Source organism: Flavobacterium plurextorum, assembly GCF_002217395.1.
GTDB lineage: Bacteria > Bacteroidota > Bacteroidia > Flavobacteriales > Flavobacteriaceae > Flavobacterium > Flavobacterium plurextorum.
The window spans coordinates 278,052-304,604 of sequence record NZ_MUHD01000003.1 but is presented as its reverse complement, the minus strand read 5'-3'; the positions used below and the strand labels follow the sequence as shown (position 1 = coordinate 304,604).

Sequence of the window (26,553 nt, the reverse complement as noted above, 5' to 3'; positions counted from 1 at the left end):
TTAAAATTTTACAGCTCCTTTTGGAACATCATTTCCAAGTGTCGTTGTTTTTGAAAAATCTAAATTTTTAGAAGAAACCAATTCAATATTTGCGTTTCCTTCACCGTTTATATTTACGGCTTTAGCCGATGTGGAATTGAATTCGACATTTTTTAAAGACATATTTTTTACATTGTAAACTTCAAATACATTACTGTTTTCGATATCTAATTTCGCATTGGTGATTTTAATTCCGTTTGCGTCAATAATCGAAAATCCTTTTTCAGCCGTAACCGTTAAGTTTGAAATTTCGATATTCTCTAAATTCATTTCAGGAAGACCTTGTAAAAATACCGCTTGCTGAGCACCTTTGATCGTAATATTTTTAATCGAAATATTTTTAAACTGAGGCGTTTCAACCGTTACAGGCATTGCTTTATTAATGATTTTATCTCCGCCTTCTTCTAAAGTTTCAGCTATCGATTTTCCTCCATAATACAAATTGAAAGAAATAGCCTGCGACGGAATATCAGTCATATAAACATCCGAAATAAATACGTTTTCTACGACACCGCCTCTTCCGCGTGCACTTTTAAAACGTAAACCAACATCAGTTCCCATAAAAGTACAATTTGAAACGTGCAGGTTTTTTACACCGCCAGACATCTCGCTTCCAACCGTTACACCACCGTGTCCGTGATATACAATATTGTTTCTTACGATGATATTTTCGCTGGGAATACCTCTTTCACGACCATCTTTATCTTTTCCTGATTTAATACAAATGGCATCATCACCAACATCAAAACTAGAATTTTCGACTAAAACATTTTTACAGCATTCTATATCAAGACCGTCTCCATTTTGAGAATACCAAGGGTTACGAACCGTTACATTTCTCACAATTAAATCTTCAACCATAAAAGGGTGGATATTCCAAGCTGGTGAATTTTGAAAAACAGGACCATCAAATAAAACTCTTTTACTGTTTTGAATACTCACCAATACAGGTCGTAAAAAGTCATGAATTTTTTCAAAATCTTCTTTAGTTTTTAAATCAGGACGCACGTTTTGATCTGCGCCTTTAGAAGCATTCATAAAGATTTCTGATGGATACCAACTCGTTTTTTGAGCATTTAAAACACCGCCTTTAGAAATAGCTTCTTTCCATTGGCTCTCTGTTAATTTGCTCTTTTTAATCTGTCTCCAAACTTCTCCAGAACCATCCCAAACACCATTTCCTGTAAAAGCGATGTTTTCAAGATTTTTGCCATAAATAGGAGAGATGCATCGCCAAGTGTTTAATCCTTCAAAATTTGTTTCGATAATAGGATATAAAGATTTGTCTGTAGAAAATTTTATTAAAGCTCCTCTTTCTGCGTGTAATTCAATGTTGCTTTTTAGGATAATTGGACCTGTCAGCCAGATTCCAGGAGGAATAATAACTTTTCCGCCGCCTTTTTTCGAAACCGCATCTATAGCATCGGCGAAAGCCTTAGTGTTTAAAACATAACCGCCGTTTACGGCACCAAAATCTTTTATGTTTACACTGTTTTTAGGAATAACCGGCTCTTTTATTTTGGTCATTTTAAATTCAATGTCTTTGTAAGTGTCAGATGCTTTTTGTGCCAAAGCTGGTACAGAAAAACTTGCTGCCAGAATGGTCAAAGCTGTACAGAAAAGATTAGTCAGGTTAGTTTTCATTAGAATTGTATTATGGTTAAAATTTACTTTTGATGTCGGGTAGATTTTTTATCTGCTATTTTTTTATTTGATGAATAAAAAAATCCGTTCTAAACTATAATTTAATAATGTAATCGATTACACAAATCTATTAAAAAAATATTATGAAACGACAATTTTGATTTAATTATAACAGATTTTTTATGAATTTGATTTTTTTATGGGAAATGGATTAGGATTTCTATTTGAATTTTTAGCTTAAAAGGTAGAGCAAGAATCTGATGTTTGTCCAAATTACAGGAGGGTACAGGATACCTGTCATTTTATATTCTTTTAAATTGTCCTAATTATTTGGTAAAAGTGTTAAAAATACATTTATTTGTAAAAATAATAATACTTAAAATTAATGCCTCGTAATTTTATCCCAATAAAAAAATCAATACTATAAATAATGCGTTTAATTCCTTTCAACAAATTACTAATCGTTTTTTTAACGGTATTTACAATTTTTTCGGCAAACGCTGCAGAAATTTGGGTTTCACCATCTGGAAATGATTCCAACCTAGGAACAAAATCAAATCCGCTGGCAACTGTTCATATGGCAATGCGAAAAGCCAGAGAACTACGCCGATTAAAAGATCCATCAATTAAAGATGGTATTCGTATTATAGTGATGAACGGAACGTATTATTTAAATGAACCTTTGTTTGTACGACCAGAAGATTCTGGAACGGCGGAAAGTCCAACAACAATTGAAGCCGATGTAAATGCTAAACCTATTATAAGCGGTGGAATTGAAATAAAAAACTGGAAAAAGGTTAGTGTTTTAAATGGTAAAAAAGGAACGTTTTGGGTAGCCGATGCGCCTCAAAAAGCGGGTTCATTAATCAATTACAGACAATTGTGGGTAAACGGAAAAAAAGCCGTTAGAGCCAAAAATACGGCAGGAAATACAATGGACAGAATTTTGTCTTGGGATCATAAATCGCAGACTTGCTGGATTCCGTTTAAAGATAAATCGGTTAAGTTCGAACCGGGAATGGAAATGTTTATTGTACAGTGGTGGTCGATTGCGAACCTTCGAATTAAAAATATTGAAGTGCAGAAAGACAGCGCCAGACTTTCGTTTGAAGAGCCTGAAAGCCGAATTCAAAGTGAGCATCCTTGGCCTGCGCCATGGATTTCGAAAAATAACGGAAATTCTGCTTTTCACTTAAACAACGCTCTTTCATTATTGAATGAACCGGGAGAATGGTTTTTGGATAAAAAGAATGCTAAAGTCTATTATATTCCACGTCAGGGTGAAGATATTAATTCGGTTAAAGTTACCGTTCCAGTTTTAGAAAATTTAGTTGAAGTAAAAGGAACGATTGATTCTCCTGTACATCATTTTCAGTTTAAAGGAATTTCATTTCAATACAGCAATTGGCTTCGTCCTTCAGAACAAGGTCATGTGCCATTGCAATCTGGTATGTATTTATTGGATGCTTATAAACTTAAAGTTCCAGGAACGCCCAATCAGGCGAGTTTAGAAAATCAGGCTTGGGTGGGAAGACCTCGTTCGGCAGTTGAAGTAAATTATGCCAATAATATTCAGTTTGAATTGTGTCGTTTTGAGCATTTGGCTTCGACAGGTTTAGATTTAAATAAAGGAACGAATCATAATACCGTTAAAGGAAATTTATTTAAAGATATTGGCGGAAGCGCCATTAATGTGGGTGTTTTTTCTGAAGAAGCTTTTGAAGCGCATTTGCCTTTAATCATAAAAGATGAAAGAGAAATGTGTTCGGATGAAGTGATTTCGGATAATTTAATCACCAACGTAACCAATGAAGATTGGGGAACTTTAGGAATCAGCGCTGGTTTCGTTCGAAATATTACTATTGAGCACAACGAAATTTCAGATGTATCGTATTCCGGAATGGCAATGGGCTGGGGTTGGACACACACGCCAAACGTGATGCAGAACAATAAAATTCTAGGAAATAAAATTCATCATTATGCGAAACATTTACATGATGTGGCAGGAATTTATACGCTTTCGGCTCAGCCAAACAGCCGAATTGAAGAAAATTATATAGACAAGGTTTATAATAGTCCGTATGCGCACGATCCGTTTTTGTGGTTGTATTTGTACACTGATGAAGGAAGTGAAGGTTTTACGATTAAAAACAACTGGATTGCTGAAAAGAAAATTCTAAAAAATCATAACGGTCCAAAAGGGAATATCTGGGAGCACAATGATCCGTATGTAAGTACTAAAATTAAAGATGCGGCGGGAATTAGAGCGCCTTACAAAGATTTAGAAAAAGAAGTTGTAATCGATGAAAAATGGGGACTGCAGGAAATGCCAAAACCGTATGCAATCGAATTGATAGGTTCTGATTTTGATATCGCAAAAATCAAATCGACTTTAACAGGTTTTAGAATTGTAGGTCAGGAATTATACCAATGGAAAAATCATTTGGTGATTTACGGAAAAATGAATCAGCCGGAAAGAACGAAACGAAAGTTGGCGGGAGCTTTTCCTTCTTTAGAAATTAAAATCTATGATGATTTAGTGTACGATTTCCAAAACTTCGAAAGATGTAAAGATTCGAAACCTGCATCAGATTGGGAAAATATTGTTTTAACAGCGAATCTTCCTGCTGATGAAAAACTTCAAAAAGAATATGTGGATTATCATAAAACGCAATTCGAAAAATGGCCAGAAGTAGCAAAAGGTTTCTGTAATGCCGATTTTCAGCAATTGCAAGTTTTCAAAAAAGACAGACAATTAATCTTGGTAATCAGTATTCCGAAAGGAGAAAATCTGGATAAACTAAATCCGAAAACAACAGAGAATAATCCGAAAGTAGATCAATGGAACGCTTTAATGAAAAAATACCAATCGGGAATTGAAGGTGCGAAACCAGACGAAACTTGGATTTTTTTAGATAAGGTGAATGTGGAAGAGAAAAAGTAGGATAAAGAAGTAAGTAAGAGTATAGAGTGAAGAAGAAAGAGTATAGAGTAAAGAAGGAAGAAGAAAGAAGAAAGAAGGAAGAAGAAAGAAGGAAGAAGAAAGATTGAAGAAGAAAGATTGAAGGAGAAAATTAGATCTGCTCAATTGGCTTAATCTGCGTAAAAAAAAACAAAAATAATCTCAAAAAAGATTTCAGAAATAAACTAAAATCAATAATCTAAAATAACCACAACCAATGTTAAAAATAGCCATTCTAGGACTTGGAGAAGGACGAAGCACAATGTCGGCTGCTATAGAAAGTTCAAAACTAGAGCTTGTTAAAATATGCGACCGAAATGAAGAATTGTGTAAACAAAGAGCTAAAGAATTCGATTTTCATTCATACACTACTAATTACGAAGATTTATTAAACGATTCGTCAATTGATATTATCGCTATTTATACGCCAGATCATCTTCATGCACAACATGTAAAACAAGCTTTATTACATGGAAAACATGTTGTTTGTACCAAACCGTTTATTGATGATCTTTCTGATGCTAAAGAGCTGTTAGAATTAAGCAAATCAACTGGAAAGAAAGTTTTCATTGGGCAAAGTTCTCGTTTTTTCGAACCTGCCAAAAGACAAAGAGCCGATTATGAAGCGGGTTTACTTGGAGATTTAATTACAATTGAAGCACAATATCACGCCGATCACAGATGGTTTTTAAAGAAAGAATGGTCGCTTTTGCAATCGTTTAAATGGCTGTACGGAGGTTTGAGTCATCCTGTAGATTTTATAAGATGGTATTTGCCCAATATTCAAGAAGTAATGGGTTACGGAATGATCAGCAGTAACGGACAAAATGCAGGATTGAAAAATGAAGATACAATGCACTTTATTTTCAAAGCAACTGATGGAAGAATTGCACGTGTAAGCGGTGTTTACACATCTCCGACTCAGCCAGCGCAGCGCGACAGTGGAATGAGCACGATTTTAAGAGCAACAGAAGGAGCAAGTCAAGCCGATTATCATGAATTGCGTTATGCGATTACCGACAAAACTGGCGAAGAAAAAGTGATTACTTGGGGCGACAGTACCATAAAATATTATTTCCGTTTTGAAGGACAAAGTCATCATGGCGGAGAATATCAAAATTACTTAGAATATTTTACAGATAGTATCGAGCAAGGTTTTGAAGCGTATCCAAACATGGAAGAAGGAATTGGAACTGTAGCTTTGTTGCAGGCAATGGATAAATCTTTGCAAACTGGAATGCCGGTTAAAATTGCCGATATTCTTAACGAATACGGACTATGAACAGTATCTACGACAAATTAACCACGCTCGATTTTGTAATTGTTGCGGGTTATTTAGTGGCTTTATTAGTCATTGGATATGTGGTAAGTATGAAGCAGAGAAAGAAAAACGAAACGCTTTTTCTGGCTGGAAACTCCTTAAACTGGTACAGCATTGGGTTTAATATGTGGGGAACCAATGTTGGGCCTTCGTCATTATTGGCTTTTGCGAGTATTGGTTACGCTACCGGAATTGTAGCAGGAAATTTCGAGTGGTATGCTTTTGTGTTTTTACTGCTTTTGGCAATGGTTTTCGCGCCAAGATATATTGCGAGTAAAGTAAGTACGATGCCCGAATATATGGGAAAACGCTACGGCGACAGTACGCAGAATATTTTGGCTTGGTATGCTTTGGTGAAAATATTAGTAAGCTGGCTGTCTTTGGGATTATTCAGCGGAGGTGTTTTAGTGCGTCAGATTTTGGGAATTCCGATGTGGCAAAGCGTTACCGTTTTAGTGATTTTCTCTGGAATTTTTACGTTTGCAGGAGGATTAAAAGCGATTGCAAAAGTGAATGTTTTTCAGATGATTTTGCTGATTGTAGTTTCACTTACACTTTCTTTTTTAGGTTTACAAAAACTAGGCGGAATTGATGTTTTAATTGCCAAAACGCCTTCAAACTTTTGGAATTTAGTACAGCCCGCAAACGATGCACATTATCCGTGGCCTGCTATTTTATTAGGATATCCTGTAGCAGCAGTTGCTTTTTTCTGTACAGATCAATCGATGGTGCAGAGTGTTTTAGGAGCTAAAAATCTAGAACAAGGACAATTGGGCGTAAACTTTATTGGATGGCTAAAAGTTATGGCGTTGCCGTTGTTTATTCTTCCTGGAATTTTGTGTTATGCCTTATATCCTGAATTAGGAAGCAACTCCGATTTGGCTTATATGACAATGGTTACAAACCTTTTCCCAAGCGGAATGAACGGTTTGGTAATTTGTGTGATGATTGCTGTTTTGGTGGGAACAATTGGTTCTTCGCTGAATGCTTTAAGCACCGTTTTTACAAATGATATTTATGTAAAGAAAATAAACCCATCAGCGACGATTCAAGATCAAATTAAAATTGGCCGATTAACGATTGCGGCTGGATGTGTATTTGCGATTCTAATTGCTGTTGCGATTGACAATATAAAAGGGCAGAATTTATTCAACATTTTTCAGGCAGTTTTAGGTTTCTTGGCGCCTTCATTATCTGTTGTTTTCCTTTTGAGTGTTTTCTGGAAACGCACTACCAAAAAAGCCGTAAATGCAACGCTTTCTTGGGGTTCAGCTTTTAGTTTGTTTGTTGGAGTTTTGTATTTATGGATTTTTCCTGCCGATAAATATCCAGTTTGGCCTCACTTTTTATTGATTTCATTTTACATTTTTGCTGTGCTTTTAATTACAGCAGTAATTATTTCGTTAACCGATAAAAATCCTGAAGTCAATTTTTCAGATGAAACGGATATTCCTAAAACTAGTAAAAAGGTGAAGCTTTTGTTTGGTTTGTTGGGATTGACGATTTTGGCTTTGTATTTGGTTTTTAATGGGAATTAAAAATTGTTCAAACCATTATAATTGTAAAAACGCTTCTTTGCTAAAAGGAAGCGTTTTTTTATGCTTTTGAAATTAATTTAAAATATAAAATTCAATTAAAAGAAAGTAAATACGTGTTAAATTATTTAAAATAGTTGTAAGTTTGTTTCTAAAGAGATGGGTTATTTGAATTTACAACATTTAATTAATGGAAATCTTACAGGTATGTTTTAATGGATTTGAAAGAGAATGTTAGATTAAAAGTTCGGTTTATATAAGAACTTTTAACTATATTTGCTAAGTTGATGTTTATGAGAATTATTGGAAAAAAGACAGTTTTAAAAATTAAAAAGAAAAACATTGGTAATAAAAAGCTCTGTGATGAAATTGATAAGTTAATTGCTGATTTAGAAAACTTTAATCCTGCTAAAGACAATATTAATAATATAAGAAATGATCTAGACTGCGTGCATAATGATGGATTTTATTTCTTTAATATGAATATTCATAGAACACTTATATTGATTGAGTTTGATGATGATGGCGAAGCAACTATAGTTTGGGCGGGAACGCATAAAGAGTACGAATCAATATTTAAAAATAACAAAACAACTATTGAAAAATGGTTACGTAAGAATAACTATATAGAATAATGAAAACACAATTTGATATAGAGAAAATAATAGAAAGTGGTATAATCACAAACGAATTAGATTATGAAAGAGCTCTTATTTCTGACCGAAAACTAAGACTTTTGGCGAAGGATAATACTCATTTTAAAAATTTAAGATCTAAGTTACGTGACATAATTGAGAAGTATGAAAACTCTGAATGGAATGATGTTCGTAAAGTTGATGATCACAAGCTTTTAGAAAGTGAAAAATCTGAACGTATAGCAGAGTTAGAGAGATTGTTTATAGAAAATAGGAAACAAATAATAAGAAAGAAGCTCAAAGAACTTGAATTAACTCAAGAAAACTTGGCTTTAATTTTAGGTCATAAAAGTAAAACTTATATGTCAGAACTTATGAATGGTATTAAACCATTTACTTTGAGAGATTTAATAGTAATAAATCGATTATTAAAAATAGAAATAGCAGTTTTGATTCCAGTATTCCTTTCAAAAGAAGATCAAATTAAAGTACAGGAAGCTGTCATGAAATTAGGAAAGTTAAAAGTAAAACTAACGAGCGACGATTTAGTTTTATCTTAAACCTGTAGAATTTTAGATTTATAAAAAAACGCTTTCCTATAAGAAAGCGTTTTTTTTATGTTTTATTAGAAGTCGAAACCAACAATTCCCGAATATCAACCTTCAAATATTTAGCAACCTCAAAAAGTGTTTCAATAGAAGGTTGATAATCATTTGTACACCAACGCGAAACAGTTGCTACTGTTTTGCCTAAATGATTGGCTAATTCCTTACTACTTCTGTTGCTTTCAACTAAAACAACTTTTATTCTATTTAACTTAAGTTTCGACACAGTGATGATTTATTGCTATATTATGCAAATATGATGCATTTTAAATATAATAAAAAGTATAATAATATTACTCAAAATCTACATGAAATTATAATTTAACAATATATAATTATAATTTGTAGTATAATTTTTACTATTTTTGTTTCATAAAAAGAGAAAATATAATGAAACAATCAGCGAAAAGACGATTAAAAATCCAACCAAAACATATTGCAAGATCCTATCATCGATACGTTATATTTCCAGAAATTCGTCTTTGCGGAAAATGGCTTCAGAAAATCGGTTTTAATTACGGGAATTTCGTAACGATTGAACATCAGCAAAATAAAATCATTATTACAACCAATAATGAAATTGAAACGAAATAAAAATCATCTATTTAAACAAAACGAGTGGTTGAAACCATAGGCTATGTTTTGAAAAAGATTATAAATAAAGCAAGGCTATTTTTATGTGTTGCCTCCAGTTTTAACTGGAGGTATATGTAAAAAGAATAGAAAAAGGCTTTAGCCAAATTGTAGATATTTTGGCTAAAGCCTTTTGAGCTTCCTAATTAATTTGTTCATCCAGCTAAAGCTGGACGCAATTAAATCTTCATTTTAAAACTAAACTTTGAAAGTTTCTAACCTTTAAATAAAAAACACATAGCTTTCAATCTAGAAAACTATGTGTTTTATTATCAAATGAAAATGCCTTTTTCAGACAATCCAAATACTATGTTTCTATGTGTTTAAAAAATTATTCCTGAGCTTTCTTTTTCTTCTCCAAATTAGGCAAGAATCCAGTAATAACACCAATTAAAGGTAAGAAAGCACAAATCTTAAATACATATTCAATACTAGTAGCATCGGCGATTTTTCCTAAAATAGCAGAACCTAAACCACCCATTCCGAAAGCAAATCCGAAGAAAAGACCAGCAACAAGACCCACTTTTCCAGGCATTAATTCAGTTGCATAAACCAAAATTGCAGAGAATGCCGAAGATAGAATCAATCCGATAATTACAGATAAAGTTCCAACCCAGAATAAAGAAACGTAAGGTAACATCAAAGTAAACGGAGCAACGCCAAGAATAGAAACCCAGATTACATATTTTCTGCCATATCTATCTCCAATTGGTCCACCAATCAAAGTTCCTGCAGCAACCGCGCCCGAGAACAAGAATAAATATACTTGCGACTGCTGAATTGTAATGTGAAATTTATCTATAAGAAAGAAAGTATAATAACTTGTAATACTGCTCATATAGAAATATTTAGAAAAAATCAGAACCAATAAAATAATCAGCGAACCAATTACTCTGTTTTTAGACAAATGGTGCGTCTCGATTTGGTGAGAAGCTTTGTTCGCATTTCTTTCAGATAAATGTGCCGTATACCAAATCGCGATTTTATACAATGCAAAAACTCCAACTAAAGCAATGATACAAAACCAAGCGATATAAGATTGTCCATGCGGAATAACGATAAAAGCGGCTAATAAAGGCCCAATTGCACTTCCTGCATTTCCTCCTAATTGAAAAATAGACTGCGCTAAACCTCTTTTTCCGCCCGAAGCCAAATGCGCCACACGCGAAGATTCTGGATGAAAAATCGAAGATCCAATTCCGATTAAACTTACTGATAATAATAAATAAGTAAAGCTAGATGCAATTGAAACAAGAAATAGTCCAACCATCGTAAAACACATTCCGATAATCAATGAATATGGTCTCGAATTTTTATCAGTATACATTCCTATAAACGGCTGTAAAATTGAAGCAACCATTTGGTAGGTTAAAGTAATAATACCAATTTGAGTAAAACTTAGATTGAAATTTTCTTTTAATAGAGGATATATTGAAGGAACTAGAGCCTGTAAAAGATCATTAATTAAATGCGAAAAACTTATAATGAATAAGATCGAGTAGGTTGTTTTTTTAACTATGTCAGGATTTGCTTTGATAGTGTCCATGCGTTATCTTTTTTAATTTTAATTAGTGTTAAAACAACAATTGTGTTGTTTTTTGCAAAGATTAAAAGAATACTAATGTCAGAATTGCTATATTTGGACAATGAATAACCAGATTCGGACATATCGAATGGCACAGGAACATGGATACAGAGTAGATCCATCAATTCCTGTTATTGGATATACCGAAATGGTAACCAATGAAATGTGTATTTCGCACTCACATCCAAGAGGTCAGCTTATTTATGCGACACGCGGCGTAATGAACGTTGTGGTTGGAAATCATATTTGGGTTGTGAATCCGCTGCAAGGTTTGTGGCTTCCGGGAGGAGTCGAACATCAAGTTACTTTTCAGAAAGACGTTAATTATTACAGCGTTTTTATCGATCCATCAGCAATGGAAGGATTACCTACAAACAGTTTTTCATTTGATATTCCGATGTTTTTAAAGCAATTGGCTTTTAAAATCATTTCTTTTGGAATAGAAGGAAATCTTACTCCGTCTCAAAAAAGAGTTATTGCGGTTTTCTTAGATGAATTGGCTTTAATTGAGCCAAGTGCAACTTTTTTGCCAACAACAAATCATGAAAGACTTCAAAAAGTTGTCGAGCTTTTAATGAATGACGTTGCCAGCAAAAACACGATCGAATATTACGCCGAAATTTCTTTTATGAGTACAAGAACTTTATCTCGCTTATTCATTAAAGAATTGGGAATGAACTTCAGCGATTGGCGCACACGTTTAAAATTACTAGAAGCCATAAAACGTCTAGGCGAAAAACAATCCATTAAAGAAATTGCCTTCAATTTAGGTTACGAAACTACAAGTGCTTTTATCTATATGTTTAAAAAACATTTAGGCAAAACACCTTCTAACTATATTTTAGAAGATGAAAATGAGTCTGAAAAGATGATTGCTTAGATTGTAAGCCTAAATTAGAACACAGATAAAACGGGATTCGCCATCGCGAAGACGTAGATGACGCTGATTTTTTTGAACACATAGAAACATAGGTTTTATTTGCTTAGTGAAAAAGAGAATAAAAAATGACTAGTCATTAACTCATAGCTATGTGTATATATGTAAGTGAACCGCCTTTTGTAGACAAAGTAATTCTATGTTTCTATGTGTTAAAAAATAAAATCCGCGTCTTCTTGATAGCGAATCTGTTTCATCCACTTACCATAAAAATCCAAACATCATTTTTTTTAGTACTAAAAAAGTGATATCTCGTAATTTTTCCCTTAAATAATTATCAAAGATTGCAATATTTTATGAAATAACAGGACACTACAGGTTGTGAAATGTAAAAATAACACTTATCTTTAGTCCCAAAAAAAAGATATATGCAAAGCCGCTTTTCCATTTTTAAGATTTTAGTTCTTTTTGCTGCTATTTTTTCTTGTTCTTTAGTATTGGCACAAGAAAAAACAAAAGAAGCCACATGGATCTGGTATCCAGGTGATTTCGAAGTTTGGTTAAGCAATAAAATGCAAGTAAGACGTACAGAACGTGAAGCAGTATTTCCGCCGCTTTGGCAATATTACAGTCCTTATGCTTTGGTAACTTTTCAAACAGAAGTCGATATTCCAGAACCAGACGAAGTAAAAATCTTCTCAGAAGGACCTTTTCAATTGCTTTTAGATGGTGTTCAGGTTTATGGACAACCAAAATCAATAACAATTCCTGCCGGAAAACATAAAATTTCCTTTAAAGTTTACAATCAGGAAGTATTGCCGGCAATCTATATTAATGGTAAATATGTTAAGTCTGATGCTTCTTGGAAAGTAACCAACGAAGACAAACTTTGGATTGATGAAACAGGAAAAGCGCAACAATCAGGTACACCTTGGGTTCCTGTTGGTTCTTGGAATTTTAATTCGCCACAAAATAAACCTTCTGAGTTTAGACTAACAACTAAACCTTTGAGTGCGAAAAAAACAGAAAAAATAGGAGCTGGTGAATTAGTAGATTTTGGTAAAGAAACTTTTGGTTATATCAAAATTCACGGTTTAAAAGGAAAAGGCAAAGTAGCACTTTATTACGGAGAATCTCGTGAAGAAGCTCTGGATTCTGCCAAATGTGAAACTTTAGATCATTTATCTTTTGATGGAAATCAGCCTGAAACCTACACGCATGACGGATCGAAAGCATTTCGTTATGTTCAAGTGCAAGCAGATGCAACGGTAAAATACGATTCAATTTCGATGCTTTATGAATATCTGCCATTAGACTATCGTGGTGCATTTAAATCATCGGACCAACAATTGAATCAAATTTGGGATGTGTCGGCTTATACGATGCATTTAACCTCTCGCGAATTTTTTATCGACGGAATCAAACGCGACCGCTGGGTTTGGTCTGGCGACGCTTATCAAAGTTATTTAATGAATTATTATTTATTCTTTGATTCGGCTTCTGTAGAACGAACACTTTTAGCTCTTCGAGGAAAAGATCCTGTAACGGCTCACGTAAATATCATAATGGATTATTCGCTTTATTGGTTTGTGGGTGTTTACGATTACTACTTACACACTGGCGATACGAAATTTATCAAAACTTTTTATCCACGAATGAAGTCACTTATGGAATTCTGTTTAGAAAGAAGAAATAAAAACGGATTCCTCGAACCATTAGAAGGCGATTGGGTTTTTATTGATTGGGCGAACGGATTACCAAAAACGGGCGAGGTTAGTTTTGAGCAAATGCTTTTAGCCAGAAGTTTAGAAGCCATGGCGGTTAGTGCTGAAATTGCAGGCGAAAAGGAAGATCAAAAACAGTATCAAAAATTAGGAAATGATTTAAAAACGAAATTATTTGATGTGTTTTGGGATAAAAAAGAAAACGTTATGAAACATCAGCGCATAGACGGTAAGATGCAAGATATCGTAACCAGATATGCTAATATGTTCGGTATTTTTTTCAATTATTTTAATGAAGAACAAAAACAAAGTGTAAAAAAGAAGGTATTGCTTAATAAAGATGTTCTTCAAATTACAACACCATATATGCGTTTTTACGAGTTGGAAGCATTGTGTGCAATGGGCGAACAAAATTACGTTTTGAAAGAAATGAAAGATTATTGGGGAGGAATGTTAAATGAAGGTGCAACATCTTTCTGGGAAGAATATAACCCAAGTAAAAAAGGAACAGAGCATTTAACGATGTATGGTCGTCCTTACGGGAAAAGCCTTTGCCACGCTTGGGGCGCAAGTCCGATTTATTTATTAGGAAAATATTATTTAGGCGTAAAACCAACCGCTCCGGGATATTCAGAATATGAAATTAAACCAAGTTTAGGAGGTTTAAAATGGATGGAAGGAAAAGTTCCAACGCCAAACGGAGAAGTTACAGTTTATTGCAGTACCAAAGAAATTAAAGTAAAAGCAGGTGAAGGAGAAGGGAAGTTAATTTTTGAAAGTGCGAGCAAACCAAAAACAAATTCAGGGACAATTAAGGAATTAGGTAAGAATAAATATCAGTTGATTGTAAAACCGAATGTGGAGTATAAAGTGAGTTATAAAGCTATTTGAGTTTCATTTATCAATTGAGTTTTGTCATTTCGATCCCGAAGCCTCGGGAGAGAAATCTCCGCAAGTAGCTCTGCAGTAAAAAAAAAATAAAAAACCAATGTCTTCAAAAAGTAAAAAATACAACTTCAAATTAAAAACTGCTTTCGTAATGCTGTTCGCAATTTGTATTCAAGCAACAGCACAAACCAACGCATGGAAACCAGCATCATTTGAAATTGTAAAATCCAATTACAAAACTTTCAAAACGACACAATACGCTCATGTTTTTTCAGGAAGCAAGCATAATATCGTTCGTTTAGCTCCAGAATTACAAGGATTGACAGGAGTTGAACTTCCGTTAGAGAAGTATAAAAGTGGAGCAAATTCAACTTTGCAGTTAAAATTTAAGGAATCTGCTACGGTTCTAATTGGTGTTTTTCAGGAAAATAATTCAGAATATCTTCAAGCAGATAAACTTCAGAATGCAAAATTAGTTTTAGAAAACGGAGTTACTGTAACCGGTTTACCTCCTGTAAATGTTTATGCGGTTTCGTTCTCAAAAGGAACGCAAACATTAAATTTTGGAAAAGGATTATTTGCTGTTTTAGGAGTTGTAAAAGCTTCTGAAAAATTGCAGTCAAGGAATGCAGCATTTCCAGACGGAAAACTGTGGAACCCAACTTTTATTGTTGAAGGATTTTCAGATGAAAAACCACTTTTTGAAATTATCGGCGGAGAAAATAAACCCGTTATTGACGAAGGAATGTCTGGAACAGAAGAAATTCAAGGCGGTTTTGAAGGCGGACGCGTAGTAAAAGTTGGCGATACGTATCATATGTTTCCAACCGAAAGAGCGGGAGAAAAAGGAGTGGATTACTATTACGATCGTGTAAAAACGAAAATCGGACATTGGACAAGTAAAGATGCCATTCATTGGAAAAGAGAATCTACAATCTACCAAGCCAGCGGAACTTATGCTGTTACGGAAGATGATAACCCAATGAACGACCGTCGTGCAGCAATTTGGTCGTATATGCCTATTTTTAATGAAAAGGCAAACAAATGGTACGGTTACTATTTAGCTTATACTGTAAGTAAAACAATAGAACCGAATCACTCTTTTGGAAGAATTTGGCGTTGTGAATCCACTGTAGAAGGAATCAACGGAATTGGCGGCCCGTATAAAGATATGGGAATTATTATGGAACCGGGATTGGATTCTCAGCCTTGGGAAGGTCGTCAGGGTGTAGCTTCCTTTTTTCCATATAAAGTAGGCGATAAATATTTTGGTTTTTATAGTGGTGCATACCCATTTAATTCTTGGGCAGATTATCCGAAGAAATCAGGAAAAGGGTGGTTTGTGGCTTTAGCCGAATCAAAAAGTTTAGAAGGTCCTTGGTTAAGAATGAATAAAGGTTTGGAACCAATTAAATCAATGCATCCAACTTTTGTTGAAAATCCAATTGTAAGCCAATTACCAAACGGAATGTACATCGCGATTTTCGATGGCGGTCCAGACGGCTGGGGACATCATTTACCAAACATGATTGCGTATTCATTATCGGCGGACGGAATTAAATGGTCAGAAGCACATTATTTACCAATCGAAACCAAAGTTGATAAATGGTGGGATATTATGAGAACTCCATTATGCTTAATCCCAGAAGGAAACGACGTTTATACAATAGTGTACAATGCAATTGATTTAAAGAGAAGATTTCATCCAACAGGAATGGTAAAAGTAAAATTGAACAAAGATGTGATGGAATCTAAATTAAAAGAATTGAAGAGATAAATGATAAAATAGAACGCAGATCATGCGGATTTACTTCGTAAAAACGCTGATCTACACAGATTTTAATTATATCAGTACGACAAGCTTTCTCAAAGTTTTGAACTTTGACAAAGCTGTTAAAAAGAAAAAAAGAAGATCCGTAACAATCCGTGTCTTTACGAAGTAAATCCGCATCATCCGCGTACAAAATATACCCAAAATAAAATGAAAATTAAATACCTAATCCTAACCATTTCAGCACTTGCAATAACAAGCTGTGCGACCAAATACAAGAAAAGAGACATTACCGACAGCGTGATGCAGGAGATTTATGAAGAAATCAAAACGCCTTATAAATACGGTTTGGTAATGGTTCCAACAGACAACTCATATAAAATGGATTGTCCGAGCGTATTTAGAAAAGATGGTAAATGGTATATGACGTATTTAATTTACGATGGAAGAGGTTATGAGACTTGGTTAGCAGAAAGTGACAATCTTTTGGATTGGAAATATCTGGGAAAAGTAATGTCCTTTTCAGAAAATGAAAAACATTGGGATGTCAACCAAAAAGCGGGATATATTTCGTTGCAAGATCCAACTTGGGGCGGAAGCTACGAATGGGAAAAATACGATGACAAATACTGGATGAGTTATTTTGGCGGCGACAGTAAAGGTTATGAAGCAGGCGTTTTGTCAATTGGAATGGCGTATACCAAAGAAGCACCAACAAAACCGCACGAATTTCAGAGATTAGAAAATCCGGTTTTAACGCCAAAAGACAAAGATGCTAGATGGTGGGATAATAGTACGATGTACAAAAACAGTGTAATTCGTGATAAAGATAAAGTTACAGGACACAATTTTATCATGTATTATAATGCTCGCGGTGACAGTATAAATCCTGCTAAAGGCGCAGAACGTATTGCGATGGCAGTATCGAACGATATGAAAGAATGGAAGCGTTATGGCAATAAACCTTTGATCAATCATCATAAAGGAATTTCGGGAGATGCTTATATTCAGCGAATTAATGATACTTGGGTGATGTTCTATTTTGGAGCTTTTTGGACGGGTTGGAATCAAGGTGCATTTAATCGTTTTGCAGTTTCGAATGATTTAGTAAACTGGACCGATTGGAAAGGAGACGATTTAGTTAAATCATCAGAACCTTACGATGATATGTTTGCTCATAAATCGTTCGTAGTGAAACATGATGGCGTTGTCTATCATTTTTACTGCGCCGTTAACAAAGCAGAACAACGAGGAATTGCAATTGCAACTTCTAAAGATTTAGGAAAAAGCAAATTGAATTTTGTGGCTCAGCCAGAGAAAAAGAAGAAAAATTAAGAGCAAAGTACAAAGTACAAAGAATTAAGATACAGTACTTTTTCAACCTGTCAGGTTTAATTACACAAAAACAAATAAAGACACAGTTTTGTCATTTCGATCCCGAAGCCTCGGGAGAGAAATCTCCACAAGTAGCTCCGCACAGGATGGTTACTAATCTTTGTAGAATATCGTGCGAAGATTTCTCTCCCGAGGCTTCGGGATCGAAATGACAAAAAAACTAAAAATAAAATAATGTTAAAGCCAATTCAAAATAATAACTTTTCAAGGTTTCGATTTTCGATACCAAAATCGGTATTCACATTTTTCATCTTACTTCTAACAACTTACACACAGGCCCAATCCGTAACAGGAGAACCTGCAGGAATTCCAGAATTGCATAAAAAATATCAGTTTGCGCCTTGGGAAGATCCAACAGTTACAAGCATCAATAGACAGCCATCCAGAGCAACTGCTTATTCTTATACTTCTGTAGAAGACGCTTTAAAAGGTGACAGAACCAAAAGCCGAATTCAGATGTTAAACGGCGATTGGAATTTTAAATATGCCGTAAATCTAAAAGAAGCTTCAAAAGATTTCTATAAAAATACTGTTTCAGGATGGGATAAAATCGAAGTACCATCAAATTGGGAAATGAAAGGGTACGATAATCCAATTTACAAAAGTGCCGTTTATCCGTTTAGACCAATAAATCCGCCGTATATTCCTAAAGATTATAACGGAGTTGGTTCGTATCAGCGCAGTTTTACCATTCCTGCAAACTGGAAAGATATGACCATTACATTGCATTTTGGAGCAGTAAGTTCAGGATTTCAGGTTTGGTTAAATGGAGAATTTTTAGGCTATGGCGAAGACAGTTTTCTACCATCCGAATTTGATATTACACCTTATTTAAAAGAAGGAGAAAATGTGGTTTCAGTTCAGGTAATTCGTTGGGCAGATGGTTCTTACTTAGAAGATCAGGACCACTGGCGTATGAGCGGAATCCAGCGTGAAGTTTTCATTATGGCAGAGCCAAAATTGCGTATTCAGGATTTCTTTGTCCAAACCAAATTAGATAAACAATATACAGATGCTATTTTTAAACTGCGTCCGAGAGTTGAAAATTTAACAGGAGAAAAAGTTAAAGATTATACAATGAATGTTCAGTTGTATGATGCCAATAATACGGCAATCTTCAAAGAACCGCTTCAAAGACCTGTTATTGATTTAATCAATGAAAGTTATCCTCGTTTGGATAATGTCCGTTTTGGATTCTTTCAGGAAAACATCAAAAATCCTAAAAAATGGAGTTCAGAAGAGCCGAATTTATACACTATGGTCATTTCGATAAAAGATAAAAACGGAAATGTTACTGAAGCCAAAAGCTGTAAAGTTGGTTTCCGTTCAATTGAATTTTCGAAAGAGAATGGAAAAATGCTCATCAACGGAAAAGAAACTTACGTTTATGGAGTAAACCGCCACGATCATCATCCAACAAGAGGAAAAGCGGTTACAAGAGAAGATATCAAGCAAGATATTACTACAATTAAAAAGTTCAATTTCAATTTTATACGTACAAGCCATTACCCTAACGATCCTTATTTCTACGAATTATGCGATCAATACGGAATTATGGTAATGGACGAAGCCAATCAAGAAACGCACGGAATTGGCGGAAAATTAAGTAACGATCCGCTTTGGACAAATGCTTATTTGGAGCGAATGACGCGAATGGTCGAAAGAGATAAAAACCATCCATCGGTTGTTATGTGGAGTTTGGGTAACGAAGGTGGAAAGGGGCCAAATCATGCAGCAATGTCGGGTTGGGTTCACGATTTCGACATAACACGTCCAGTTCATTATGAACCAGCGCAGGGAAATGCAAAATTAGACGGATATATTGATCCCCTTGATCCACGATATCCTAAAACAATCGATCACGCTTATCGATTCGAAAATCCGCAGGATGATTCGTACGTCGATATGGTCAGCCGTTTTTATCCAGGTGTCTTCACTCCGAAATTTTTGGTAGATCAAAAGAAAGATACACGACCGATTATTTTCGTTGAATATTCACATGCGATGGGAAATTCAGTTGGAAATCTAAAAGAATTATGGGATGAATTCCGTTCACTGCCAAGAGTTATTGGAGGTTGTATTTGGGAATTTAAAGATCAAGGATTAGTAAAATTTGATTCAAGATCAGGTCAGAATTATTTTGCTCATGGAGGTGATTTTGGAGAAAAATACCACGACGGAAATTTCAATACAAAAGGAATTGTAGATTCTAACGGAAAACCAAAAGGTTCTATTTTTGAAAATAAATGGGTGTATCAGCCAGCAATTTCGACTTTAAATGGTAATAAATTAGAAATCAAAAATCGTCAGGCAGTTAAATCTTTAGAAGTTTATACTCCAATTTTAAAAGTTTTAGAAAACGGAAATGTTATCAAAACTCAGATCTTAAAACCATTAAAAGTAGACGCAGGACAATCTATAACTTTAGATATTAGTTCGTATCTGCCAAAAATGAAAAATGATGCTGAATATATTCTGAATATAGAATTCCAACTCTCAAAAGATGAGCTTTGGGCATCAAAAGGTTACGCTGTCGCGGAAGATCAGTTTCTGCTGAAAAAGAAGAACGTTGTTTCAGGTTTTGGAAAAGAAAGCAATCTTCAAATGAAAGGCACAGAGACAGATTCTGATTTTATAATAAAAGGAAAGACTTTTGAAGTTAAAATTAGTCAGGAAAATGGCGCTCTAAGTTCGTATGTTTTTAATGGCGAAGAACAAGTTTTTGCACCTTTGCTTCCTAACTTTGTAAGACCGCTTACGGATAATGATAAAAGAGGATGGAAATCGCAAAAACTTTTAAAACAATGGTATAAAGCAAAACCAAAACTGGTAAGCACTAAAATGGCAACTGCGATTGACGGAATATTTGTTACCAGTAATTATGAGGTTATAAAAGATAGTGCACAAGTACAAATCGTTTACAAAATCAATCCAAACGGAATCATTAAAGTAGATTACAGTTTAAAAGCATCAAACAAACTGCCAAACATTCCAAAAATTGGTATGCAAATGGGAGTTCAGCGAAAATTTGATCAGATTTCATGGTACGGAAAAGGAGAATTGGAAAATTACAGCGATAGAAGTTTTGGTTCATTTGTTGGGAAATATTCGCTTCCAATTAATGACTTTATCGAACATTATCCAAAACCTCAAGAAAACGGAAACAGATGTGATGTGAGATGGATGGCGCTTACAACTCCGCAGAAAAACAAAGGATTTTTGGTTGTAAACGATTCAAAAGTTTTAAGCATGAGTGCTTGGCCGTATACTCAAGAAAACTTAAGTTCGGCAGGTCATACGTATGATTTGAAAGACCCAGGATTTTTGACTGTAAATATTGATTTAATCCAAATGGGAGTAGGAGGAAACGACAGTTGGACATTGGTAGCACAGCCATTGGAACAATATCAGATAAAATCTGGAGATTATCAATATAGTTTTTATTTAACACCTTTCAATGGTTCAACAAATCAGTTAGAAAGTAGTTTGAAGAAGTTTAAATATTAGTAATTAAAAATTAAAAGATGCAGTTTGTCATTTCGATCCCGAAGCCTCGGGATCGAATTGACACAACAAACGAGTAAACAATAGTAAAAATGCCTTGTATTAAACCATTTTTTCTTTTTAAAAAAGACTTTCGACTTTGGACTTTCCAACTTTCGACTGTTATCTTTTTGCTTCTTGCAAGCTTTGTCTCCGCACAGGAAATCCATAAAAAAGAAAATACCCTTTTTCAGCCTACTTTAGAATCCTCAAAACCATGGACGTATTGGTATTGGATGCAAAGTGCCTATTCTGAAGAAGGTATTACTGCAGATTTGGAAGCGATGAAAAGAGCTGGTATCGAAGGTGCGTATTTAATGACCATTAAAGGTCCTGCAAATCCGCCATTGATGAATCCGCCAGTTTTGCAGTTAAGCAAAGAATTTTGGGATTTGGTACGTTGGGCTTTAGTCGAAGCAGATCGAGTTGGTGTTAAAATTGGATTTCATCCTGCCGATGGTTTTGCCGTTGCCGGAGGACCTTGGATAACGCCCGAAATGTCAATGCAAAAAGTAGTTTGGAAAGATACAATCTTAAGCGGAAATAACTTTAAAAACTTAAAATTAGCCGTTCCAAATCATTACAAAGACTATTATAAAGATATTGCGACGTTTGCCATTCCTGTAAAAGAAAGCTTCATTACATCTGATAAGAAACGTCCAAAAATAACATCAACCAATCCTGAATCTGATGCTGCTATTTTAAGTTCATCAGATAAAGATGGATTGTTTAGAATGCCAAAAAAAGGCTGGATTCAGTATGAATTTGAAGAACCATTTTTATGTAAATCCATTCAAATTGAAACTAAAGGAAATAATTATCAGGCACATCGTTTACTAATTGAAGTCAGCGATGACGGAAAAAACTTTAGAAGTTTAGGAAGATTAACAACGCCGCGTCACGGCTGGCAGGATGTTGATGCATTTTATACGCACAGTATTGTTCCCACAAAAGCAAAGTATTTTAGATTCGTTTACGATCCTGAAGGAACAGAACCGGGCGCAGAAGATTTAGACCCCGCAAAATGGAACCAAGGTTTAAAGGTGGCAAAAATCTATTTGTCAAACGAACCTTTAATTGATAATTACCAAGGGAAATCGGGAGCAATTTGGCGATTGAGTCCGCAGGTCACCGAAAAAGAAATCGGCATTACGGACTGTATCGATCCATTAAAAATGATCAATATTTCGAAGTTTGTTGATGCAAACGGTGTTTTAAATTGGAAAGCTTCCGCGAAAGCAAATTGGAGAATCATTCGTCTTGGGCATACTTCAACAGGACATGAAAATGCAACGGCAGGAGCGGGAAGAGGATTAGAAGTTGATAAATTTAATGCCGAAGCCATTCGTTTTCAGCTGGATCATTGGTTTGGAGAAATGCTTCGAGTTGCAGGTCCGGAATTAGCATCAAAAGTGGTTAGAATCCTGCATATGGACAGCTGGGAATGTGGAAGCCAAAATTGGTCGCCTGTTTTTCAAAACGAATTTAAAACGCGAAGAGGTTATGATATTGTAGATTATCTGCCGGTTATGGCGGGAATTCCTGTAAAAGATATTCAGACTTCGGAGAAAGTTTTATACGATATTCGAAAAACGATTTCAGAACTCGTTGCCGAAAATTTCTTCGGCACTTTGAGACAGATTGCTGACGATGCGAATGTGAAATTCAGTTCAGAAAATGTGGCTCCAACTATGATGAGCGACGGACTTTTGCATTTTAAATACATCGATTATCCAAGTGGTGAGTTTTGGCTGAAAAGCCCAACGCATGATAAACCAAACGATATGTTGGATGCTATTTCAGGCGGACATATTTACGGGAAAGATATTATTCAGGCAGAAGCTTTTACAGCTTTAAAAATGGATTGGGACGAACATCCTGGAAATCTAAAAGTGATTGCCGACAGGAATTATGCGCTCGGAATCAACCGTTTTTTCTATCACGTTTTTGTACATAATCCGTGGCTGGACAGAAAGCCCGGAATGACTTTAGACGGAATTGGAACTTATTTTCAAAGAGACCAAACTTGGTGGGAACCCGGAAAAGCTTGGTTTGAGTATTGCCAAAGAGTACAGTTTCAGCTGCAGAAAGGAAAACCTGCTGTAGATTTAGCTGTTTTTATTGGAGAAGATTTACCATCTCGTTCCATACTTCCAGATCGTTTAGTGCCTTTTATTCCGAATGTTTTCGGAGAAGAACGTGTAAAAAGTGAAGCAATTCGTTTGAAAAATGAAGGACAGCCAAGCATGAAGATGCCAAAAGAGGTGAGTTTTTCTAAAAATTCAACTGATTTATCACAATGGATTAACGCCATGAACGGTTATCAATATGACTCATTCAACTCAGATGTTTTAATAAATCGAGCTAAAGTGGAGAATGGAAAAATCTCTTTCGGAGGCGGAATTGAATACGGAGCTTTATTATTTCCGGGAAGTCATAAAATGGCACCAAATAAGCTGCTTTCTTTGGCTTCCACCGAAAAAATCCTGCAGTTGGTGAAAGACGGCGCAACGATTTTTGTAGATGAAAAACCGAATTTAGAACCGGGTTTACAATCAAATGAAGATTTTAAAAAATGGCAGCATATAATTGGTGAAATCTGGAATAATTCCAATGCATCATCATGGAAAATAGGAAAAGGAACGGTTATTAAATTACCGTATTTAGAAAATGATTTTGCGTCAATTGGGATCTCGCAAGATGTTTATTTTCCAAATTTGAACCGAGCTGATTCAGAAACATTAGCTTGGACGCATCGCAAATCAGATACAGAAGATATTTATTTCATTTCCAATCAAAAAGCAGAAAAACGTTCTTTTGAAGCATCATTCAGAATCGCAGGAAAAATTCCCGTTTGGTACAATCCTGTAACCGATAAAACTTCGGATACAGCAAAATGGATGATTGAAAATGACAGAACAATTGTATCGATTACTTTAGACGGTAATGAATCTGGTTTTGTAATTTTTAAAGATGAAATAAAAGAGCTTCTGGTTGAAAATCACAAAAAAAGTCCTGAATTTGAAATAGTTCAGAGTTTAGATGAAAACTGGGAATTACAATTTGATGCAGCATTTAAGGGACCAAAAGAAGTTATCAAAACAAACAAACTGTTTGACTGGAGTAATTCAGATAATGATCAGATTAAATATTATTCGGGAACTGCAGTTTATAAAAAAGAGTTTGTTTGGAAAGGAAAAGACACCAATAAAATCTGGCTTGATTTAGGCGAAATTGCAAATATTGCCGAAGTCAAAATCAATGGGAAAGATTGCGGAACACTTTGGACATTTCCTTTTAAAACCGCTATTTCGCAAGCATTGAAAAAAGGGAAGAATACAATCGAAATCAAAATCACAAATACTTGGGCAAACCGATTAACGGGCGATCAAAAATTACCAAAAGAAGAGCGTTTAACATGGACTAATGCGGCATATCGATTGGAAGGTGAACCGTTGTTAAAAGCGGGATTGTTAGGACCAGTTACGATTATGAAAGAGAAATAGCTATAAAATGTACCAAGCGTATTGTTTTTTGTTATTATAAACTGGACTAAAGTCCAGCACTACAATATTTTTCGAGCTGATGGCTCTCTTGTATAATGTAAAAGTTCCGGAGGAACGATTCATATTGTAGCGTCGGGTTTTAACCCGATGGATATAAATGACAAAGAATTTAATGCGTTGAAATATAGATTAAAATAAAAAAAATGAAAAATTTAAAAGAATTTATTGTTGTGATTTTCTTGCTTTTGGGAAGTTACCATATCAATGCCAAAATTAAATTGCCGGCATTGTTTACGGACAACATGATGCTGCAGCAAAAAGCGAATGCGCCAATTTGGGGATGGGCAGAGAAAAATGCTAATGTTGCTGTAAAAACATCATGGGATTCTAAAACCTACAAGATAAAAGCAGACAATTCTGGAAAATGGAAAACGGAATTGCAGACACCATCATTTGGCGGTCCGTTTACAATTGAAGTTTTAGAAGGAACTGAAAAAGTTACGATCAAGAATGTTTTAATTGGTGAAGTCTGGTTGTGTTCTGGACAATCAAATATGGAAATGCCGTTAAAAGGATTTCAGGGACAGCCCGTTAAAAATGGAAACGAAATTATCGTAAAATCAACCAATAAAAATATTCGTTTGATTACGATTCCTAGAGCGACAGTTTTAGAACCTTTGCAAGATTTTGAAGGAAAATGGGAAACAGCTTCTCCAAAATCAACTTCTAATTTTAGTGCAACAGCTTGGTATTTTGGATCGCTTTTGCAGGAAGTTTTAGACGTTCCAGTTGGACTAATTCATGTTTCGTATGGCGGTTCAAGTATGGAAGCGTGGATGAATGCAGCAATGCTGAAAGATTTTGCAAGTGCCAAAATTCCGACAACAAAAGAAGAATTGGCAAAAGATCCAAATCGTGTTCCAACGACATTGTTTAACGGAATGCTTTCGCCTGTAATTGGTTACGGAATCAAAGGCTGTATCTGGTATCAGGGCGAATCGAATTACGAAAGAGCTTCTGAATATACGGCTTTGATGAAAAAAATGGTCAGCAGTTGGAGAGGATTGTGGAAACAAGGAGATTTTCCTTTTTACTATGCTCAAATCGCGCCCTTTAATTACGCATCATTTCATCCAAAAGATTATTTAGAGAAATACAATTCGGCTTATATAAGAGAAGCACAGTTGAAAGCTTCAAAGGAAATTCTAAATTCTGGAATGGCTGTTTTAATGGATGTTGGTGAAGAAAACAACATTCATCCAATGGACAAAGAAAAAGGCGGAAATAGACTGGCTTTTCAGGCTTTGGCAAAAACGTACGGCATTGAAGGTTTCGAATTTGAGAGTCCAAAATATAAATCTATGGAAATAAAAGACGGTTCAGTTACGGTTTCTTTTGATGATGCAGCCAACGGAATTACGTCTTATGATAAAGAGGTTTTAGGTTTTGAAATTGCGGGAGAAGATAAAATTTTCTATCCTGCAAAAACGGTTGTTCGCAGAAAATCAGTGGTTTTAACTGCTGATAAAGTGAAGAATCCAGTTGCAGTACGCTATTTATGGAAAGATTTTGCAAAAGCAGAATTGTTTAGTGCAGGAGGTTTGCCAGTTTCATCTTTTCGTACAGATGAATGGTAATCGATTAAACCTTTTATAATTTATTTAGTCTAATCAGTTCATTTAAGTTATTACTTGATTAGTTAAAAAAAGTTCTTCTGGATTGAACGTGCAGATTTTTTAAATTGGCATTGTCTTTCCTGAGCAAAAGAAGACTGTTTATCATTCCGACAGAAGTCGGAATGGTAAGCAAAAAAGAAAAAAGGTATTAAATAGTATAAAATATTAAATAGAAAGTGGTACTCCATTTTTGTGTAATTTTACGTCTAAATAA

The 26,553-nt window shown here is 34.9% G+C and carries 16 protein-coding genes; 13 read left to right on the top strand and 3 right to left on the bottom strand.

Annotated elements, in window-relative coordinates; translation table 11 throughout:
- On the bottom strand, window positions 1-1,683 hold the full coding sequence (locus tag B0A81_RS02110; RefSeq protein WP_089056474.1) for a glycoside hydrolase family 28 protein: 1,683 nt from the start codon (window positions 1,681-1,683) through the stop codon (window positions 1-3).
- Window positions 1,684-2,113: 430 nt separating this feature from the next.
- Between B0A81_RS02110 and B0A81_RS02105 the strand changes: the two genes are divergently transcribed.
- The 5 genes from B0A81_RS02105 to B0A81_RS02085 all read left to right on the top strand — a co-directional run bounded on the left by B0A81_RS02105 (window position 2,114) and on the right by B0A81_RS02085 (window position 8,696).
- Window positions 2,114-4,627: an L-rhamnose mutarotase gene (locus B0A81_RS02105; RefSeq protein WP_089056473.1), complete on the top strand. Its 2,514-nt coding sequence runs from the start codon at window positions 2,114-2,116 to the stop codon at window positions 4,625-4,627.
- A 235-nt stretch (window positions 4,628-4,862) separates the two neighbouring features.
- The gene (locus B0A81_RS02100) at window positions 4,863-5,927 is read left to right on the top strand and encodes a Gfo/Idh/MocA family protein (protein WP_089056472.1); all 1,065 of its coding nucleotides are present in this window, start codon (window positions 4,863-4,865) and stop codon (window positions 5,925-5,927) included.
- A complete protein-coding gene (locus B0A81_RS02095; protein WP_089056471.1) occupies window positions 5,924-7,504 on the top strand; it encodes a sodium:solute symporter in 1,581 nt (526 codons plus the stop codon). The genes B0A81_RS02100 and B0A81_RS02095 overlap by 4 nt, the downstream gene beginning before the upstream one ends.
- 290 nt (window positions 7,505-7,794) lie before the next feature.
- Window positions 7,795-8,136 (top strand): type II toxin-antitoxin system HigB family toxin, encoded by a 342-nt coding sequence (locus B0A81_RS02090; protein ID WP_089056470.1) that lies wholly within the window; start codon window positions 7,795-7,797, stop codon window positions 8,134-8,136.
- Window positions 8,136-8,696, top strand: a complete 561-nt coding sequence (locus B0A81_RS02085) for a helix-turn-helix domain-containing protein (RefSeq protein WP_089056469.1) — start codon at window positions 8,136-8,138, stop codon at window positions 8,694-8,696. Before B0A81_RS02090 ends, B0A81_RS02085 begins: the two co-directional genes overlap by 1 nt.
- A gap of 55 nt (window positions 8,697-8,751) precedes the next feature.
- On the opposite strand, the gene B0A81_RS02080 is transcribed toward B0A81_RS02085, so the two are convergent.
- Window positions 8,752-8,967 carry a helix-turn-helix transcriptional regulator gene (locus tag B0A81_RS02080; protein ID WP_089056468.1) on the bottom strand — a complete coding sequence of 72 codons (216 nt, stop codon included), beginning with the start codon at window positions 8,965-8,967 and terminating at the stop codon, window positions 8,752-8,754.
- Between the two features lie 164 nt (window positions 8,968-9,131).
- Between B0A81_RS02080 and B0A81_RS02075 the strand changes: the two genes are divergently transcribed.
- A complete protein-coding gene (locus B0A81_RS02075; protein WP_089056467.1) occupies window positions 9,132-9,335 on the top strand; it encodes a SymE family type I addiction module toxin in 204 nt (67 codons plus the stop codon).
- A gap of 370 nt (window positions 9,336-9,705) precedes the next feature.
- On the opposite strand, the gene B0A81_RS02070 is transcribed toward B0A81_RS02075, so the two are convergent.
- Window positions 9,706-10,920, bottom strand: a complete 1,215-nt coding sequence (locus B0A81_RS02070) for an MFS transporter (protein WP_089056466.1) — start codon at window positions 10,918-10,920, stop codon at window positions 9,706-9,708.
- Between the two features lie 100 nt (window positions 10,921-11,020).
- Here B0A81_RS02070 and B0A81_RS02065 point away from each other — a divergent pair, with 100 nt between their 5' ends.
- The 7 genes from B0A81_RS02065 to B0A81_RS02030 all read left to right on the top strand — a co-directional run bounded on the left by B0A81_RS02065 (window position 11,021) and on the right by B0A81_RS02030 (window position 26,300).
- Window positions 11,021-11,839, top strand: a complete 819-nt coding sequence (locus tag B0A81_RS02065) for an AraC family transcriptional regulator (protein ID WP_244281231.1) — start codon at window positions 11,021-11,023, stop codon at window positions 11,837-11,839.
- Between the two features lie 425 nt (window positions 11,840-12,264).
- Window positions 12,265-14,451 (top strand): alpha-L-rhamnosidase-related protein, encoded by a 2,187-nt coding sequence (locus B0A81_RS02060; RefSeq protein WP_089056464.1) that lies wholly within the window; start codon window positions 12,265-12,267, stop codon window positions 14,449-14,451.
- 97 nt (window positions 14,452-14,548) lie between these two features.
- Window positions 14,549-16,225, top strand: a complete 1,677-nt coding sequence (locus tag B0A81_RS02055) for a glycoside hydrolase family protein (protein WP_089056463.1) — start codon at window positions 14,549-14,551, stop codon at window positions 16,223-16,225.
- A 204-nt stretch (window positions 16,226-16,429) separates the two neighbouring features.
- Window positions 16,430-17,554, top strand: coding sequence for a glycoside hydrolase family protein (locus tag B0A81_RS02045; RefSeq protein ID WP_089056461.1), 1,125 nt, complete (start codon window positions 16,430-16,432; stop codon window positions 17,552-17,554).
- Window positions 17,555-17,788: 234 nt separating this feature from the next.
- Window positions 17,789-21,121, top strand: coding sequence for a glycoside hydrolase family 2 TIM barrel-domain containing protein (locus B0A81_RS02040; RefSeq protein ID WP_089056460.1), 3,333 nt, complete (start codon window positions 17,789-17,791; stop codon window positions 21,119-21,121).
- Window positions 21,122-21,210: 89 nt separating this feature from the next.
- Window positions 21,211-24,663 (top strand): glycosyl hydrolase, encoded by a 3,453-nt coding sequence (locus B0A81_RS02035; protein ID WP_089056459.1) that lies wholly within the window; start codon window positions 21,211-21,213, stop codon window positions 24,661-24,663.
- Between the two features lie 203 nt (window positions 24,664-24,866).
- Window positions 24,867-26,300: a sialate O-acetylesterase gene (locus B0A81_RS02030; protein WP_089056458.1), complete on the top strand. Its 1,434-nt coding sequence runs from the start codon at window positions 24,867-24,869 to the stop codon at window positions 26,298-26,300.
- Window positions 26,301-26,553: the final 253 nt, after the last annotated feature.